Here is a 17,165-nt window from a genome sequence, read left to right as displayed (position 1 = left end):
AATTTACAGGTGCGGTTCACCCGGCTGGCGGGCCAAGTCGCGAAGCAGCCTCGCCTCCTCGACGCGCCAGTAGCCGTGCTCCCGCCCGTCGAGCAGGATCACCGGGACCCGGTCGTCGTAGTCGCGCTGCAGTTCGACCGAGGAGTCCACGTCCACCCGGGTCCACTGGCCCGGCGCGATCCGGTCCAGCGTCTGCTCGGCGACCTCGCAGAGGTGGCACCCGTTCCGGCTGATCAACGTGAGGCGGGTCAAGGCAGCTCCCTTTTCCTGATCTTGCCGCTCGGCGATCGGGGCAGCGCCGGCACCAGCTCGATGGTCGGCAGCTTGAACCGGGCCAGCCGGGCCGCGCAGTGCACCCGCAGCTCGGTCACGCCGGGCGGCGGATCGCCGTCGGCGACCACATAGGCGTGCGGGCGCTGGCCGGACTCCGGGTCGGGCCGTCCGACCACCGCCGAGGCGGTCACCCGGGGATGCGCGTCCAGCACCCGTTCGATCTCCGCAGGATAGACGTTGAAGCCGTTGACCAGGATCAGCTCCCCGATCCGGTCGACCAGGATCAGGTCGCCGTCGGCGTCCGCGTAGGCGATGTCGCCGGTCCGCCACCAGCCGTCCGGGTCCGGGCCGCCGCGACCGTCCGGCCAGTAGCCGCGGAACAGGTTCGGTCCGCGCACCACGATCTCGGCCGGGTCGGTGCCGGCCGAGGCCGCCACCGCGAGGTCCAGCTCGGCGAGGTCCTCCTCGACCGACGCGGTGCCGTCGCGCCACAGCTCGGCGCCGGCGCCGGTCCGCAGCGCCAGCTCGACGCCGGGCAGCGGACGGCCGATCGAGCCCAGCTTGTCCCGGTCGCTCACCGCGGTGGTGGTCAGCACCGGGGCGGTCTCGGTCAGGCCGTATCCGATGAGGATCGCGCGACCGGTCGCCTCCCGGTAGCGCGCCGCGGTGCGCAGGTCCAGCGGCGCCGCGCCACAGACCGCGGTCCGCACGCCGCGCAGCGCCTCGGCCGCTCCGGGCAGGCGCAGCCAGGACTGATACATCCCGGGCACGCCGACCACCACGGTCACCCCGCGCTCGGTGATCGTCCGCAACGTCTCCCCGGCGTCGAAGCGGTCGGCCAGGATCCCGGTCGCCGCGTGGTGCGCCACCGTGCCGAGCCCGGTGTTCAGCCCGTAGGCGTGGAAGAAGGGGACCGCGAGCAGCACCACGTCGTCCGGGCCGACCACCGGCGGCTCGATCCGGTCCAGCTGCTCGTGGTTCGCCGCCAGCGCGGCGTGGGTGAGCATGGCCCCTTTCGGCCGCCCGCTGGTGCCCGAGGTGTAGAGCAGAACCGCGAGATCCTTCTCCGACACCGCCGCCGGCGCTGACGCCGTGTCGGGAAATTCTTCAAGATCAAATTCTTGCGGTACGCACTCCGCAGCCGAAGTCCGCCCCTTCTGTCCGACAACGATCAGCGCGGCCCCGGAGTCGGCGATCGCGAAGCCGAGTTCGTCGGCGGTGTAGCCGGGGTTGAGCGGGACCGCGACGCGCCCCGCGCGCAGCGTGCCGAACCACGTCACCGCGAAGTCCACGGTAGTGCCCAGCACCGATGCCACCCGGTCGCCGGGCGACGTCCGCGCGGCCAGGAAACGGGCCGCCCGGTCCACTCGGGAATCCAGGTCTGCCCAGGTCACGACGGTGTCACCGGCGATCAGCGCGGGCGCGTCCGGTCGATGTGCGGCAGCCTCGGCCACCGGATCACGGGCAGGTTCCTCCACGACGCCCGAGTCTGGCACAAACCCCACCCGACAGGGGAGGGCCGGACAGCCCGTCCGCCGTGGACCAACGCCGATCGGCCACGGTGATCACGACTGACGAGCCGGTTAGGACGGATTCGCGGCTTTACGCGCAGCGCACACAGTGTGCGACTCACCGTGTCCGAACCCGGCGATACTTCCGATCTGTGTAACGGGCTCCACACCAACGGGTGAGGTCAACCGGCGATTCGCGCGGGTTGCCCCACCCCTTTTGTTGTGAGTGACCACCCTCTTCCCGAGGAGGCCGCTGTGCCATACAAAGCACCGATTCACGGCGAATCCCCGTCTGGCGGGACGGATTCGCGGTCGTCGCAGGCCCGCCGGGTTGAGGAGGCGCAGTGACTCATGTGTACGCGGAGGATCCGTACCGCCGCGACGTCCTCGCCACCAAGAACGCTCTGTCCGAGGGGTTGAACGTCCTGCGCGAGTCGGTAGACGGAATGATCGTGAACGCCATCCGCGGGGACGGCCCGCGGCGTACCGGCAACCGCCGGCACCTGAACGACTCCCCCTCGGTGCCGCCGCCCGGCAGCAACGGCAAGTTCGGCGGCAACCGCGTCTCGCCGCCCCGGCCGCCGGCCCAGCCGACCGCAGGGCAGCGCTCCACCCTCGGCGAGAACGAGACGGCGCCCGGCGAGCACACCGTCGTCCTGCCGACCCAGAGCAAGACCGGGCCGCCCACCGAGACCGAACCGCCCAAGCATCCGGCCCGGCCGGACCGGGGCGACCCGGCCGCCGAGGTGTGGGCGCTGGTCGAACGGGCCCAGGCCGGCGAGTCCGAGGCGTTCGGCCTGATCTACGACCGGTACGTGGACACCGTCTTCCGGTTCGTCTACTTCCGGGTCGGCAACCGGCAGCTCGCCGAGGACCTCACGTCGGACACGTTCCTGCGGGCCCTCAAGCGGATCGGCAGCTTCACCTGGCAGGGCCGTGACCTCGGCGCCTGGCTGGTCACCATCGCCCGGAACCTGGTCGCCGACCACTTCAAGTCGGGCCGGTACCGCCTGGAGGTCACCACCGGCGACGTGCTCGACGCCGACCGCGAGGACCGGGGGCCCGAGGGCAGCCCGGAGTCCGCGGTGGTCGACCACATCACCAACGTCGCGCTGCTCACCGCGGTCAAACAGCTCAACCCGGAACAGCAGGAGTGCATCGTGCTCCGGTTCCTGCAGGGCTTCTCGGTGGCCGAGACCGCGCAGACCATGGGGAAGAACGAGGGCGCCATCAAGGCTCTGCAGTACCGCGCCGTACGCGCCCTCAACCGGCTCCTGCCGGAAGGGTTCCAGTCTTGATCCGGCTCTCGCGGATGTCGATCTCCGATACCCGATGGCACCTTCCCGCACCCGTAACCGGACCCGCGTGTCGCGCGTTTGTCCGGATGCGACCCCGGACCGTCTTCCGCGGCCCGGCCGCCGACGCCGGCATTCGGACCGGCGGGACACCCACGAGCGAGGGGAGGTGCCCACGGTGAAGTTCCCTTTCCTGAATCACCGGAGCGCCGAGCGCTTCGCGGAGCTCCTCGACCAGTCCACCGACGGCATCCGTCGGCATGACACCCGCGGCCGGGCCGACGCGGAGTTGGCCGAGCTGGTGGCGGTCGGTCACCGCCTGTCCGCGGCACGCCCCGCCGGTCAGGTCGACTCCGAGTTCCGCGTCGGCCTGCGCGCCATGCTGGTCGCCACCGCCGAGCGGGACGGCATCGGCCGGACCGCCGTCGGGGACGGGCCGGAGCCCGTCGCCGACCTTCCGGACGGCGGACGGCGCGCGGTCATCGGCCGCCGGCTCCGCACCCGGGGCGCGATCGTGCTCGGGGTGGCCGCCGGCGCGCTGGCCGTCTCCGGGATCTCCGCGGCGAGCGAGAGCGCGTCACCCGGCGACGCCCTGTACACGGTCAAACGCTCCACCGAGCGCGCGCAGCTGGCGATCGCCGGCTCCAACGCGTCCCGTGGCCAGCTCTCCCTGGACTTCGCCAAGAACCGGCTCGCCGAGGCGGTCAAGATGGACGGCGACGCCAGCCGGTTCACCGCGGTGCTGGACGACATGGACACGGACACCCGCAAGGGCGTACGCCTGATCAACGGCTCGGCGGTGACCAACAAGGACGCCACGCGGCTGGAGACACTGGACGCCTTCGTCACCGAGCAGCGGAGCACGCTGGAGCCGGAGCTGGGGCGGCTCTCCCCGGACAACCGGCAGCGGGCGCTCGACTCGCTCGGGCTGCTCCAGGACGTCGCGGGCCGCACCGAGAACCTGCGGACCGGGCTCGCCTGCGACCCGCCCACCTCGGCCGGATCGGACACGCTCGGCCCGAAGCTGCGCGGGTGCGCCACCTCGTCGGAGGGCCGGACCACACCGCACAACGGCAAGAGCACCAAGACCGGCGGTAAGGACGGCGGCGAGGCCACCACGCCGAGGCAGACGGCCAAGCCGGGTGCGACCACCGGCGCGGGCGCCGTTCCGGGTACGACCGCCCCGGCCGCCACCACCAGCGCGACCGTGGCGAGCACCGGGACGGCGACCGGAACCGCGGTCACGCCGACGCCGGCCGTGACCACGACCGGCGACGCGGACATCGAGGAAGACGGTCCGCTCGACAGCCTGCTGAAGGATCTGTTCTAGGACCGGACGTCTGGTGAGAGATGGCGAGGGGCGGTGCCGGAATCAAGTTCCGGGGCCGCCCCTCAGCCGTCACTATAGGACGATCCGGACGATGCTCTCCAGGGGATGGTGACCATCTGTCACATCCGTCACGTCCGTCACCGGGCGAACGGGTCCGGGCGTTTCTGGAGCAGCTCGTGCAGGGTCGCCTGGATCGTCTCGCGGACCTGGTCGGCGAGGTTGTAGACGACCAGCGGGTCGTCCGCGTACTCGGTGAGGTGCGCGGTGGGGATCGGCGGGCAGAACCGGATCATCCACTTGCTCGGCAGCGGGATCATGCCCAGCGGGCCCAGCCAGGGGAAGGTCGGCGTGACGGGGAAGTACGGAAGGCCGAGCAGCCGGGCCAGCGGCTTCAGGTCGGCCAGGATCGGATAGATCTCCTCGGCGCCGACGATCGCCACCGGGACGATCGGGGTGCCGGTCCGCAGCGCCGCCGAGACGAACCCGCCCCGGCCGAAGCGCTGCAGTTTGTACCGCTCGGAGAACTTCTTGCCGATACCCTTGAAGCCCTCCGGGAAGACGCCGACCAGCTCGCCGCTGGTCATCAGGCGCTCGGCGTCCGGGTTGCAGGCCACGGTGGCGCCGGCCGCGCGGGCCAGCTCGCTCATCCCGGGCACCCGGAAGACCAGGTCGGCGCCGAGCAGCCGCAGGTGGCGCCGTTGCGGGTGCCGGTCGTGCAGCGCGGTGGTGAGCATCAGCGCGTCCAGCGCGATCGTGCCCGAGTGGTTGCCGACGACCAGCCCGCCGCCCTCGGACGGCACGTTCTCCACGCCGAAGACCTCGGTGCGGAACCAGTCGCGGTAGAGCACCCTGAGCATCGGGTGGAAGACCGCGTCGGTGAGCTCCGCGTCGAAACCGAACTCGTCCACCCGATACGTGCCGGCGAGGCGACGGCGCAGGAAGGCCAGGCCGTCGGCGACCCGCCGGTCCCAGACGTCCACGGCGTCCTCCCGCCCGTCCGCGCTCTCGCTGTCGGCCGCGCTCTGGCTCCCGGCCGCGCGCCCGCTCCCGGCCGCGCTCTCGCTGCCGGGCTTCTCGGGCTGCTCGGGACGCGTCTCCGGTCGTGCCCGCGCGGCCTTCTTCGCGGGGATCCTCTTCGCGGCGACCTTCTTCACCGGGGCGACCCGCGGCGCGGGCTTCTCGGCCGCCAGTGTCACGGTCTCCGTGGACTCGGCCGCCTCCGCGGACGTGGCGTGCTCCGCAGATGTGGCGTGCTCCGCCGTGGTGGGCCGCTCCTCGGCGTGCTCCCCCGCGGGAGCGTCCGCGGTCGGCTTCTCCGGGGTCGCCTCCTCCGCGGCCGGTTTCTCCGCGGCCGGCTTCTCCGGGATCGGGCGGCGGCCGTTGACCCGCTGCGGCGGGGGTGGCGTGGGGAGCTGGAACTCGGCATGGCCGGGCAGCATGTCGTGGAACTCGTCCTGACTCACGGGCGATCACTCCCGGCCAGGCTCGCCTCGGCTGCGGCCCGGACCCGGCGGACGCCGTCCAGGATCGCGGACTCGGCGGCGGCGAGCCGGTCGGCGGTCAGCGAGGACCCGGCCACGTGCGCCTCGATGAACTCCTGGAACGCGGTCTCGGTACCGCGCGGGGTGAAGCCGAACTCGCGGATCAGCCGGGTGGTGTCGACCACCCGGCCGTGCACGAAGAGGTCGATCTGGTCCAGGCCGATCTGCTCGACGCCCAGATTGCGGAGCAGGGCCGCGCCGGTGGAGAGCGCCGACTCGGGCAGCGGCAGGGCGATCCGGCCCGCCCGGCGGACCGCCTGGGAGAGGGTCAGGACGCCGGCGCCGGCCACGTTGAAGGTGCCGGGATGCTCCTCGGTCACCGAACGGTGCAGGACCTCGAGCGCGTCCTCGACGTGCACGAACTGCATCCGGGCGTCCCGGCCGAGCACGGTGGGCACCACCGGCTGGGCGAAGTACCGGGTGAGTGAGGTCTCCGCGGACGAGCTGATCATCGGCGCGAAGCGCAACACGGTGGCCGCCACCTCGGGACGGCGACGGCGGAACCCGCGGACGTACCCCTCGATGTCGAGGATGTCCCGGGCGAACGGGCCACGCGGCACCGCGCGCGGCTCGGTGTCCTCGGTGAAGACCGCCGGATCGCGGAAGGAGGCGCCGTACGCGGCCGTGGAGGAGCGCACCACCAGCTTGCGCAGGCCCGGCGCGCCCTGAGCGGCGGCGAGCACCTGCATGGTGCCGATGACGTTCTGTTCCTTCATCGCGGCCCGGCCACCGTGCTCCGCATCGGGCACGCTGGTCACCGCGAGGTGCACGACCGCCTCGGCGCCCAGACCGGCGATCGCCTCGGTGGCCGCGCGCGCGTCAGCCCGGATCCGCTCCACGCCGTCCAGCAGGCCGAGAAGGCGAGCGGGCGGGTCGTGCGGATCCAGGCCGACGACACGTTCGATCCGGGGATCGGCCGCGAGGCGGGCGGCCACCCGAGCGCCGAGATAACGGCTGACTCCGGTGACCACGACAACGCTGGGCGGTGAGGTCACCACGGGTGCACCTTTCGATGCGGCCTCAGGAGGGTTCGGCAAGGAACGGTCACGGCCGGGAGATCCCCCGGCCGTCCGTCACTTGCCCAAACGGCGACGCTGGACGCGGGTCTTGCGCAGCAGCTTGCGGTGCTTCTTCTTCGCCATACGCTTGCGGCGCTTCTTGACCACGGAGCCCATACGAAAAGCCTCTCGAAACCTGTTGAGTGGAGCCGGGCGCGCCTGGAGTGCGGGCGCGGCCGGAACCGGACCTGGGACGGCACCGGAAGCGGCGCGCGCGTGGAGTTGCGCACACATTCCCGGGAACCAACCGGTCCAGCGTACCGGCCCGCTCCGACGGGGCCAACACGGCCCCGTCCCGCCCGCCGTTTACCCGACCCTCGTTCCTGTGGGCCGGTCGTTCACGCGGTCTGCGAGAACGCCCCGCGAAGGTACTCGTGAACCGCGTGTTCCGGCACCCGGAACGAGCGGCCGACGCGTACCGCGGTCAGATCACCGCCGTGCACCAACCGATAGACCGTCATCTTGGAGACCCGCATCAGCGCGGCCACCTCGGCCACCGTCAGGAACCGTACCTCCGAGAGGCGTTCCTCGGTCTGGGCTGGACCCGTCATCTCGTCGCACCGATCCTTTCGCAGCCACACGTGTCACAGCTGCCCGACAGCCCCTGAAATGTCGTGGCGACGACGTGCGTGTCATCAGAACCGTATCGATACGGCTGTGACCAGCGCGTTGCGTTCCGTGATTTGCCCACAAAAAGTCAAGTGCGACACGCCGCTCTCGCCCTGATTGAGACCCAACGCCGCTTTCGCCCGATAGTCCACGCCCACCCTGCCCGCCCGGCCGAACACGGCCCAGCCCGCCCGGCCGAACACGGCCCAGCCCGCCCGGCCGAACACGGCCCAGCCCGCCCGGCCGAACACGGCCCAGCCCGCCCGGCCGAACACGGCCCAGCCCGCCCGGCCGAACGCTCGGCGTCGCCACGGACGACGGACCCGGGTCGACGCGGGCACACGAACGGCACGAGAAGGGCGGGCCGTGCACGCGATCAAGCGGGGTGAGGGGCGGCGGGCGGGTCAGCGGCGGGTGAGGGCGGGGTGGGGTGAGGCGGGGTGGGGTGAGGGCAGGGTGGGTCAGCGGCGGGTGAGGGAGCGGGGGAGGGTGGTGAGGGTCGCGGGGCGGTCGGCGAGGCGGCGCATCAGGTAGCCGTACCACTGGGAGCCGTACGGGAGGTAGACGCGGACGGACTGGCCGCCGGCGGCGAGGCGGGCCTGTTCCTCGGTGCGGACGCCGTAGAGGAGCTGGAACTCGTACTCGCCGGTGGAGCGGTCGAACCAGCGGGCACGGTCCTCGGCGATGGCGATCAGGCGGGGGTCGTGGGTGGCGACCATCGGGTAGCCCTCGCCGGACATCAGGATGTTCAGGCAGCGCACGTACGACTTGTCGACGTCCAGCGCCGACTGGAAGGCGACCGATTCGGGCTCCGCGTACGCGCCCTTGCAGAGCCGGACCCGGGAACCCGCGGTGGCGAGCTCCCGGCAGTCGCCCTCGGTACGGCGCAGGTACGCCTGCAGCACGGCACCGGTCGACGGGAAGTCCCGCCGCAGATCGGCCAGGGTCTCCAGGGTGGCGTCCGTGGTGGTGTGGTCCTCGGCGTCCAGGGTCACGGCGGTGCCCGCGTCGGCGGCGGCCGCGCAGACCGCACGGGCGTTCTCGTATGCCAGCTTCTCGTCCAGGCGCTGGCCCAGCGCGGAGAGCTTGAGGCTCACCTCGGCGGCCGGGGTCAGCCCCGTCTCCCTGAGGCCGGCGAGCAGTGCGACGTACGCGTCCCGGACGGCCTCGGCCTGCTCCGGCGTCACGGTCTCGCCACCCAGGTAGTCCAGGCTGATCCCGAGACCGTCGTCGGCCAGCTCGCGGCTGGTACGGAGAGCGTCGGCGGCCGTCTCGCCCGCGACGAACCGGCTGACGATCGCCTTGCCGGCGGGCGCGGACTCGACCAGCCGCTCCAGCCGGGCGGAGCCGGCCGCGGCGAGAAACAGGGTACGGAGCATGGGGCGAGCGTAACCGGCCCGGCGAACACCGGCGCGTCAGTGCCGCCCGAGGAATCGCACCTCCCGGCCGGTTACGGCTACCGTTGTCGGGTGAACTTCGATGCGTACGCCCGGACCGCGGTGGACCTCGTCAACGCCGGGCTTGACGATCTCGCCGGTCTCCGGGCTCTGTTCACCGGAGAACAGGGCTACATGCGCGATCAGGTGGTGGAGAAGGACCTGGCGGTGTTCCGTCGCGCCCAGCGCCGTCTCCGCGAGGTCTTCGAGTACGGGACCAGCGGCCGCGACGGCGAGGCGGTCAACGAGCTGAACGCGCTGCTGGAGGCGTACCCGGTGCAGCCACGCATCTCCGGGCACGACGCGAGCGACTGGCACATGCACGTGGCCAGCCGCGGGTCGTCGGCGAGCGCGGAGTTCCTGGCCGGCGCGGTGTGGGGGCTGGCCGTCTGGCTCTGCGAGTACGGCAGCGCCCGGTTCGGCATCTGCGCCGACGAGCGCTGCGGCAACGTCTACCTGGACACGTCGTCGAACAACTGCCGCCGGTTCTGCTCGGAGCGGTGCGCGACCCGCTCGCACGTGGCGGCGCACCGGGCTCGCAAGCGGGCGGCGCTCGCCCCGGAGCAGGCAGTGCTGGCCCCCGAGCCCGCGGCCGAGACCCTCACGCCGGCCTGATCGCCGGGTGCGCGGGGCGAGGCGGCCCGGTCTTTCTGGCTGGTGCTCAGGGGTGTCTCGCTTCGCTGAGACACCCCTGAGCACCAGCCAGAACCTTGCGGCGCGCAACGGCCTTGACCGCGCACGGACGTCGCGTCGAGCGCGACCACTCACGCACGCCGCCCCGGAACCCCGCTACGACATCTGCCTCACGCCGAAGGGATGGCCGTGGGTGAGAGGTGCTCGCGGGCGAACTCGAGGGCCTCGCGGAGGTCGGCCTCGCGGGCCGGGCGGCTGGCGGCCTTGCGGGTGTTGATCTCGAGGGCGACCGAGCCGGTGAAGCCGCGGGCGGCGAGGGAGCGGAGGATCTCGGCGCAGGGCTGGTTGCCGCGGCCCGGGACCAGGTGCTCGTCGCGGCCCTCGCCGGTGCCGTCGCCCAGGTGGACGTGGCTCAGTGCGGAACCCATCCGGTCGGCCATCTCGACGGCGTCGATCCGGGAGGCGGCGCAGTGCGAGAGATCCAGTGTGTACGCCGGGAAGCCGGTCTCGGTCGGGTCCCAGCCCGGGGTGTAGGGCACGAACCAGCGGCCGGCCATCTTGACCGGGAACATGTTCTCCACCGCGAAGGCGATGTCCGGGTGGCGGGCCTGCACCTTGGCCAGGCCGGCCGCGAAGTTGCGGGCGTAGTCGCGCTGCCAGGTGAACGGCGGGTGCACCACCACCGTGGGGGCGCCGAGCGTCTCGGCGAGCTGGGCGGCGCGGGTCAGCCGCTCCCAGGGGTCGGAGCTCCACACCCGCTGGGTGACCAGCAGGCAGGGCGCGTGGATCGAGCGGACCGGGACGCCGTAGTGGTCGGCGAGGCCGCGCAGGGCCCCGGCGTCCTGGCTCACGGCGTCGGTCCAGACCATGACCTCGAGTCCGTCGTAGCCCACCGTGGCCGCCATCTCGAACGCGGCCGCCGTCGGCTCGGGGAAGACCGAGGAGCTGGAGAGGAGCACGGGTACGCGGGAAGTCACGTCTCAAGGGTAGCCGCGCCCGCGACGCCCGGATATATCAGTGCTAAACGGTCATGATCCACGGAAGCGCGTACGCTGACCCGGATGAGCCGCACGCAGTCGCCCGCCGAGGTGGGTCTCGACTTCCCTCGGGAATGGATCGAGTTCCTCGACCCCGCCGACGAGCAGCACCTGGTCCGGGCCGACCTGACCTGGCTGCTCTCCCGGTGGACCTGCGTCTTCGGCTCCGCCTGCCGGGGCATCGTGCCCGGTCGCGCCGAGGACGGCTGCTGCTCGCACGGCGCGTTCTTCACCGACGCCGACGACGAGCGCCGGGTCAAGGCCGCCGCGGCGAAACTCACCCCGCAGACCTGGCAGCACTACCGGCGCGGGTTCAAGAACTGGACCGAGATGGACACCGTCGACGGGTCCTCGCCGGCCCGGCGGACCGCCACCCGTTCGGAGGACGGCCCGTGCGTCTTCCTCAACGAGGACGACTTCGCCGGGGGCGGCGGGTGCGCGCTGCACGCCCAGGCGCTGCGGGACGGGGTGCACCCGCTGACGTACAAGCCGGACGTCTGCTGGCAGCTGCCGGTCCGGCGCGAACAGGACTGGATCAAGCGACCGGACGGGACCAAGCTGCTCCAGTCCACGCTGACCGAGTTCGATCGGCGTGGCTGGGGGCCGGGCGGTCACGACCTGGCCTGGTGGTGCACGTCGGCACCGGACGCACACGTCGGCACCGAGCCGATGTACGTGACGTACGCACCGGAGCTCACCGAACTGGTCGGGGAGGCGGCGTACGCAAAGCTCGCCGAACTCTGCGCCGCCCGCCTGAGGTCCGGCCTGGTCGCGATCCACCCGGCCACCGTGGCGGCCGGGCGGATCGCCGGGAAGCCCTAGGGCTCGAACTTGTAGCCCAGGCCACGCACCGTGACGATGTAGCGCGGGGCGCTCGGCTCCGGCTCGACCTTGGAGCGCAGCCGCTTGACGTGCACGTCCAGGGTCTTGGTGTCACCGACGTAGTCGGCGCCCCAGACCCGGTCGATCAGCTGGCCGCGGGTGAGCACCCGGCCCGCGTTGCGGAGCAGGAGCTCGAGCAGCTCGAACTCCTTCAGCGGCAGCTGGACACCGGCACCGTCGACGGTCACCACGTGCCGCTCGACGTCCATCCGGACCGGGCCGGCGGCCAGCGTCGGAGCGCTGACCTCGGCCGCCTCGCCGCCCTGGCGGCGCAGCACGGCACGGATCCGGGCCACCAGCTCCCGGGGCGAGTACGGCTTGGTGACGTAGTCGTCCGCACCGATCTCCAGTCCGACGACCTTGTCGATCTCGCTGTCCCGGGCCGTGACCATGATGATCGGGACGGCGGACCGCTGCCGGAGCTGGCGGCACACCTCGGTGCCGGACATCTCGGGCAACATGAGGTCGAGCAGCACGATGTCGGCACCGGTCCGGTCGAACTGCGTGAGCGCGGAGGTGCCGGTCGCCGCGACCGAGACCTCGAACCCTTCCTTACGCAGCATGTACGACAGGGCGTCGGAGAACGACTCCTCGTCCTCGACCACGAGCACGCGGGCCAATGAAGTTCCTTCCGTCATCGGTGACCTGGTCAACGCCGGGCCACGCCAGACTCGATCTCAGTTGCCGTCGATGACGGCGAGGGGGATTCCGGAGGTCGCGCCGGTAGGCGCAAGGTGAACGTAGAGCCGTCGCCGAGGGCGCTGGTCACGTCGACACGGCCACCGTGGTTGGTGGCGATGTGCTTCACGATGGCGAGGCCGAGGCCGGTCCCGCCGGTCGCGCGGGACCGGGCCTGATCAGCCCGGTAGAACCGCTCGAAGATCCGGTCGACGTCGTGCGGGGCGATACCGATGCCCTGGTCCGCGACGTCGATCTCGAGCCAGTCGTCGCTCTGCCGCATGGTCAGCTCGACCTTGGTGTCCTCCCCGGAGTACGCGATCGCGTTCTCCACCAGGTTGGTCACCGCGGTGGCGATCTGGCTGTCGCTGCCGTACGCCATGGCGCCCTTGGTCCCCGCGTAGGAGACCTCGATGCCCTTGGCCGAGGAGGTGGTCCGGGTCCGGTCCAGCACCTCGGCGAAGACCCAGTCCATCGAGACCGGCTCCGGGTTGGGCAGCGGCTCGGCGCCCTGCAGCCGGGTGAGCTCGAGAAGCTCGTTGACGAGGCGTCCCATCCGGGCCGACTCGTGGTGGATCCGCTCGGCGAAGCGCCGGGCGGCCAGCAGGTCCTCGGTCTGCGCCTCGATCGCCGTCTCGGGCAGCTGGGTGGCGTCCAGCAGCGCCTCGGCGAGCAGTTGCAGCGCCCCGATCGGCGTCTTCAGCTCGTGGCTCACGTTCGCCACGAAGTCCCGCCGGACCCGGGCGAGGCGATGCGACTCGGTCACATCGGCCGCCTCGACGGCGACGTGTGTCGAGTTCAGCGCCACGGCACGCAGGTGCAGGCCAAGCGGGGCGTGCGCACCACCGGCACGACCCCTTGGAAGATCAAGTTCTACTTCCCGGCGTACGCCCGTACGGCGTACCTGGCCCGCGAGAGTACGCAGGATCGGGTGCGCGGCGATGGTGCCGGGCGCCCCGCCGGAACGCAGCAGTCCCATGGCCCGGGCGGCCGGGTTCACCAGCACCGGGTGGTCGTCGGCGTCGAGCACCACCACACCGACGCGCAGCGAGTCCAGGCTCTTGCGGCCGAGACCCTTCATTCCGTTCTTGCCTGCCGGGCGATCGTCGTCCGGTTCGATGGCAGCTCTCCCCTCCGGCGGAGCGGCCTGGGCCGATCCGTCCGGCGAGGGCCGGCGGAATCGGGCGAGAGCCAGCCCAGCCCCGACACCGACGGCGAGCGCGGCTGAGGCAATGCCGGCGGCGTATTCCCATTCCACGCTGCGATCGTAGGGTCATTGTTTACCTGGACCACAAGGCTAATGGGACGAATCGGGCGCGCGTCGTGCAATATTCACCACTAGGCCTGGCGTCGTTCACCGGTGTTCATGTTGGCGCTGCCGGGCCGACCTAGCGTGGGCCACACCAACCGGCCAAGCCCTGCCCTGGGCCGGCCCCGAAGGAGCGGAAGCTTTCATATGCGCGAGGAGTTCCAGGCAGATCTCACCGAGGTGAGCCGCCTGCTGGTGACGATGGCGGAGTCGGTGCGCGCCGCGCTGCGGAAGGCGACGACCGCCCTGCTGACCGCCGACCTGAAGGCGGCCGAGTCCGTCATTCAGCGCGACGCCGACGTCGACGAGATCCACCTCCAGGTCGAGGCGAAGGTCGCCGACACCATCGCCCGGCAGGCCCCGGTCGCCGTCGACCTGCGCCGGGTCATCACCGCGCTGCACATCTCCAGCGACCTGGAGCGGATGGGCGACCTGGCCGAGCACGTGGCGAAGACCGCCGCCCGCCGGCACCCGTCGCCCGCCGTCCCGGCCGAACTGCGCCCGGTCTTCAAGCAGATGGCCGAGGTCGCCGACCAGATGGCCGAGAAGATCACCGCGGTGCTCGCCGACCCCGACCCGGTCCGCGCCGGTGAGCTGGAGAAGGACGACGACGCGATCGACGACCTGGAGCGGGAGCTGTTCCGCATCATGCTCGCCGACGACTGGCCCTACGGCGCCGAGACGGCGATCGACGGGGCGCTGCTCGGCCGCTTCTACGAGCGGTTCGCCGACCACGCGGTGAACATCGCCGAGCACACGATCTACCTGGTGACCGGGCAGAATTCCTAGCTTCTCCGGGGCCGGGGCTGTCGCCCCGGCCCCTTTTCAAGATCAGCGGCCCTGGTTCGCCACCGCGGCGGCGGCCTCCTTGGCGGCCTGCGGGTCGAGGTACGTCCCGCCCGCGGTGACCGGGCGCAGGTCGGCGTCCAGGTCGTAGCGGAGCGGGATGCCGGTCGGGATGTTCAGCTTGGCGATCGCCTCGTCGGAGATCCCGTCCAGGTGCTTGACGATGGCGCGCAGCGAGTTGCCGTGCGCCGCGACCAGCACCGTCTTACCGGCCCGGAGGTCCGGGACGATCGCGTCGTACCAGTACGGCAGGGCGCGCTCCAGCACGTCCTTGAGGCACTCCGCCTTCGGCTTGATCTCCGGCGGCAACGATGCGTACCGGGGGTCGGCGGCCTGGGAGAACTCGGAGTCGTCCTCGATCGGGGGCGGCGGGACGTCGTACGACCGGCGCCAGAGCATGAACTGCTCCTCGCCGTACGTCTCCAGGGTCTGCTTCTTGTCCTTGCCCTGCAGCGCGCCGTAGTGCCGCTCGTTGAGCCGCCACGAACGCTTCACCGGGATCCAGTGCCGGTCCGTGATGTGCAGGGCGATCTCGCTGGTCCGGATCGCGCGCCGCAGCAGACTCGTGTGCACCACATCGGGCAACACGTTCTGCTCCTTGAGCAGTTCGCCACCGCGCCGGGCCTCGTCCTCACCCTTGGCGTCCAGGTCCACGTCGACCCAGCCGGTGAAGAGGTTCTTGGCGTTCCACTCGCTGTTGCCGTGTCGCAACAGCACCAGGGTTCCAGTCATGACCTCATCTTCCCCCAGCGGAAACCCGGTTGCGCCGTCCCCTAGGTTGTAAGGGTACTTCGCGGTTTTCACTGCTTACGGGGAGGCATCGTGCGGGGTTGGCTGCGGCAGGCTGCCGGAGGATTGCCGAGACAGTTCTGGTTCCTCTGGACCGGCACGCTGATCAACCGGGTCGGCGCGTTCGTGGTGCTCTTCCTCAGCATCTACCTCACCGCCGAGCGCCACTTCACCCAGAGCCAGGCCGGCCTGGTCCTCGGGCTCTACGGCGTCGGCGGCGCGATCGGCACGATGACCGGCGGCGTCCTCGCCGACCGCTGGGGCCGCCGCCCGACCATGCTCCTGGCCCAGTCCGGCGCCGCCGTGCTGATGCTCACACTCGGGCTGGCCGAGACGTTCCCGCAGATCCTGGCCGCGGCGATGCTGCTCGGCGTCTTCACCGAGGGCGTCCGGCCGGCCTTCTCCGCGATGATGGTCGACGTCGTCCCCGAACGCGACCGCGTCCGGGCATACTCGCTGAACTACTGGGCGATCAACCTCGGCTTCGCACTCGCCGCGGTCGCCGCCGGCCTCGCCGCCCAGGCCGACTACTTCCTGCTCTTCGCGATCGACGCCGGCACCACCCTGGTCACCGCGACGATCACCCTGCTCTTCCTCGCCGAGACCCGCCCGGCACACCGCCACACCGGGCACACCCCGCCGGGCGGCATGCTGACCGTGCTGCGGGACCGCGTCTTCCTGGTCTTCCTGCTTCTCAACCTGGCCTCGGTGCTGGTCATGATGCAGCACACCTCGACCCTGCCGATCACCATGCTCGCCGACGGCCTCTCCGCCGCCACCTACGGCTGGGTGATCGCGGTCAACGGCGTGATGATCGTCCTCGGCCAGCTCTTCATCCCCCGACTGGTCGGCGCCCACGACGTCTCCCGCGTCCTGGCCGTCGGCGTCCTGATCATCGGCGTCGGCTTCGGCCTGGTCGCCGTCGCCGGCCCGGCCTGGACCTTCGCCGCCACGGTCATCGTCTGGACCTTCGGCGAGATGCTCCAGTCCCCGAGCAACGCCACCCTGATCGCGGCCCTCTCCCCACCGTCGTTGCGGGGCCGCTACCAGGGCTTGAACTCCCTCTCCTGGTCGATCGGGACGGCACTGGCACCCATCCTGGGCGGCCTGGTCCTGCAGGGACTCGGCGGGACGGCGCTGTGGGTCGGGTGTTTCACCCTCTGCGCCATCGCCGCGGCGGGTCAACTGCTGGCCGCTCCCGCGCGGGCTCGCCGTGCCGCCCTCTCCGGTACGCCCGTCGTGTCAGCACCCCCTCCGGTCCCCCCGGCCACTTCGCCCGACCTGTCCCCAGCATCCACGCCGTAACCGGCCACTCGATCCCGGTACCGCCGTCCACGCCCAGCGACCGAACGCACACGCCGTTTCTCGTGGGGCCGGCGAGGACGCACACCGGCGCTCACGAGGGCGACGCGCGCACCTCGACTCCCCCGAGGGCGGCGCGAGCACACGCCGGCACCTGCAAGAGCGGCGCGAGCACACGTCGGCGCCTGCAAGGGCGGCGCAAGCACACGTTGACTCCCTCGTAGGGGCGGTGCGAGCGCACGCTGGCCGATCGCGTCGCCCTGCCGCCCGCTGGAGGGCGGCGCAAGCACACGAACCGTGATCGTGTGCTGCGGCCGCCCCACGAACCGGGAACGTGTGCTCCTGCCGCCCCACAGACCGGGAACGTGCGCTGCGGCCGCCCCGCAGACCGGGAACGTGCGCTGCGGCCGCCCCGCTGACCGGGAACGGGCGCTGCGGCCGCCCGCAGACCGGGAACGTGTGCTGCGGCGGCTCTGGCGGATGAGGCAGGACGACCTCGGTTGGAGTGCGGGGCGAGGTCGAAGGGCTAGGGCGCGGGGAAGCGCGCGGGGAGTTGAGGAGCTCGGGGCGTTGGGGGGTGGGGCGAGTCGGGGAGGAGAAGGGGGTGGAGGGGGTTTGGGGAAACGGGGAGGGACA

Annotated in this window: 17 protein-coding genes; 6 read left to right on the top strand and 11 right to left on the bottom strand. The window is 71.6% G+C overall.

Going from position 1 to position 17,165, the window contains the following annotated elements:
- Positions 1-3: 3 nt before the first annotated feature.
- Both AB0M08_RS14400 and AB0M08_RS14395 read right to left on the bottom strand, forming a co-directional pair.
- On the bottom strand, positions 4-252 hold the full coding sequence (locus AB0M08_RS14400) for a glutaredoxin family protein (protein WP_364492559.1): 249 nt from the start codon (positions 250-252) through the stop codon (positions 4-6).
- A complete protein-coding gene (locus AB0M08_RS14395; protein WP_364492558.1) occupies positions 249-1,751 on the bottom strand; it encodes an AMP-binding protein in 1,503 nt (500 codons plus the stop codon). The genes AB0M08_RS14400 and AB0M08_RS14395 overlap by 4 nt, the downstream gene beginning before the upstream one ends.
- Positions 1,752-2,128: 377 nt before the next feature.
- Between AB0M08_RS14395 and AB0M08_RS14390 the strand changes: the two genes are divergently transcribed.
- Both AB0M08_RS14390 and AB0M08_RS14385 read left to right on the top strand, forming a co-directional pair.
- On the top strand, positions 2,129-3,082 hold the full coding sequence (locus AB0M08_RS14390) for an ECF subfamily RNA polymerase sigma factor, BldN family (RefSeq protein ID WP_364492557.1): 954 nt from the start codon (positions 2,129-2,131) through the stop codon (positions 3,080-3,082).
- A 175-nt stretch (positions 3,083-3,257) separates the two neighbouring features.
- Positions 3,258-4,409 (top strand): DUF5667 domain-containing protein, encoded by a 1,152-nt coding sequence (locus tag AB0M08_RS14385; RefSeq protein ID WP_364492556.1) that lies wholly within the window; start codon positions 3,258-3,260, stop codon positions 4,407-4,409.
- 137 nt (positions 4,410-4,546) lie between these two features.
- Here the strand turns inward: AB0M08_RS14385 and AB0M08_RS14380 are convergent, their stop codons facing one another.
- The 5 genes from AB0M08_RS14380 to AB0M08_RS14360 form a co-directional block, all read right to left on the bottom strand.
- On the bottom strand, positions 4,547-5,605 hold the full coding sequence (locus tag AB0M08_RS14380; RefSeq protein ID WP_364492578.1) for a lysophospholipid acyltransferase family protein: 1,059 nt from the start codon (positions 5,603-5,605) through the stop codon (positions 4,547-4,549).
- Between the two features lie 263 nt (positions 5,606-5,868).
- Complete coding sequence (locus tag AB0M08_RS14375) at positions 5,869-6,948, bottom strand: NAD-dependent epimerase/dehydratase family protein (RefSeq protein ID WP_364492555.1); 1,080 nt, start codon at positions 6,946-6,948, stop codon at positions 5,869-5,871.
- Between the two features lie 75 nt (positions 6,949-7,023).
- Positions 7,024-7,125, bottom strand: a complete 102-nt coding sequence (locus AB0M08_RS14370) for an AURKAIP1/COX24 domain-containing protein (protein ID WP_007465623.1) — start codon at positions 7,123-7,125, stop codon at positions 7,024-7,026.
- A gap of 221 nt (positions 7,126-7,346) precedes the next feature.
- Positions 7,347-7,559, bottom strand: a complete 213-nt coding sequence (locus AB0M08_RS14365; RefSeq protein ID WP_203784881.1) for a helix-turn-helix domain-containing protein — start codon at positions 7,557-7,559, stop codon at positions 7,347-7,349.
- Positions 7,560-8,078: 519 nt separating this feature from the next.
- Positions 8,079-8,996, bottom strand: coding sequence for a proline dehydrogenase family protein (locus AB0M08_RS14360; RefSeq protein WP_364492554.1), 918 nt, complete (start codon positions 8,994-8,996; stop codon positions 8,079-8,081).
- A gap of 90 nt (positions 8,997-9,086) precedes the next feature.
- Between AB0M08_RS14360 and AB0M08_RS14355 the strand changes: the two genes are divergently transcribed.
- Positions 9,087-9,668, top strand: coding sequence for a CGNR zinc finger domain-containing protein (locus tag AB0M08_RS14355; RefSeq protein ID WP_364492553.1), 582 nt, complete (start codon positions 9,087-9,089; stop codon positions 9,666-9,668).
- Between the two features lie 188 nt (positions 9,669-9,856).
- On the opposite strand, the gene AB0M08_RS14350 is transcribed toward AB0M08_RS14355, so the two are convergent.
- Positions 9,857-10,663, bottom strand: a complete 807-nt coding sequence (locus tag AB0M08_RS14350) for a sugar phosphate isomerase/epimerase (RefSeq protein ID WP_364492552.1) — start codon at positions 10,661-10,663, stop codon at positions 9,857-9,859.
- An 84-nt stretch (positions 10,664-10,747) separates the two neighbouring features.
- Here AB0M08_RS14350 and AB0M08_RS14345 point away from each other — a divergent pair, with 84 nt between their 5' ends.
- The gene (locus AB0M08_RS14345; RefSeq protein ID WP_364492551.1) at positions 10,748-11,545 is read left to right on the top strand and encodes a hypothetical protein; all 798 of its coding nucleotides are present in this window, start codon (positions 10,748-10,750) and stop codon (positions 11,543-11,545) included.
- Here AB0M08_RS14345 and AB0M08_RS14340 read toward each other — a convergent pair.
- Both AB0M08_RS14340 and AB0M08_RS14335 read right to left on the bottom strand, forming a co-directional pair.
- Entirely contained in the window at positions 11,542-12,225 is a 684-nt protein-coding gene (locus tag AB0M08_RS14340) for a response regulator transcription factor (protein ID WP_364492550.1), read from the bottom strand. The two genes, AB0M08_RS14345 and AB0M08_RS14340, sit on opposite strands and share 4 nt — an antisense overlap.
- Before the next feature lie 29 nt (positions 12,226-12,254).
- Entirely contained in the window at positions 12,255-13,541 is a 1,287-nt protein-coding gene (locus tag AB0M08_RS14335) for an ATP-binding protein (RefSeq protein WP_364492549.1), read from the bottom strand.
- A 198-nt stretch (positions 13,542-13,739) separates the two neighbouring features.
- On the opposite strand from AB0M08_RS14335, the gene phoU reads away from it, so the two are divergent.
- Entirely contained in the window at positions 13,740-14,381 is a 642-nt protein-coding gene (gene phoU, locus AB0M08_RS14330) for a phosphate signaling complex protein PhoU (RefSeq protein ID WP_364492548.1), read from the top strand.
- Positions 14,382-14,423: 42 nt separating this feature from the next.
- Here the strand turns inward: phoU and AB0M08_RS14325 are convergent, their stop codons facing one another.
- Positions 14,424-15,170 carry a phosphoglyceromutase gene (locus AB0M08_RS14325; protein WP_364492547.1) on the bottom strand — a complete coding sequence of 249 codons (747 nt, stop codon included), beginning with the start codon at positions 15,168-15,170 and terminating at the stop codon, positions 14,424-14,426.
- A 90-nt stretch (positions 15,171-15,260) separates the two neighbouring features.
- Between AB0M08_RS14325 and AB0M08_RS14320 the strand changes: the two genes are divergently transcribed.
- Positions 15,261-16,532, top strand: coding sequence for an MFS transporter (locus AB0M08_RS14320; RefSeq protein ID WP_364492546.1), 1,272 nt, complete (start codon positions 15,261-15,263; stop codon positions 16,530-16,532).
- Positions 16,533-17,165: the final 633 nt, after the last annotated feature.

The organism is Actinoplanes sp. NPDC051851, assembly GCF_040681165.1.
Classification (GTDB): domain Bacteria; phylum Actinomycetota; class Actinomycetes; order Mycobacteriales; family Micromonosporaceae; genus Actinoplanes.
Note: the sequence above shows the minus strand (reverse complement) of the source record. Positions and strands in the feature narration are given on the sequence as shown.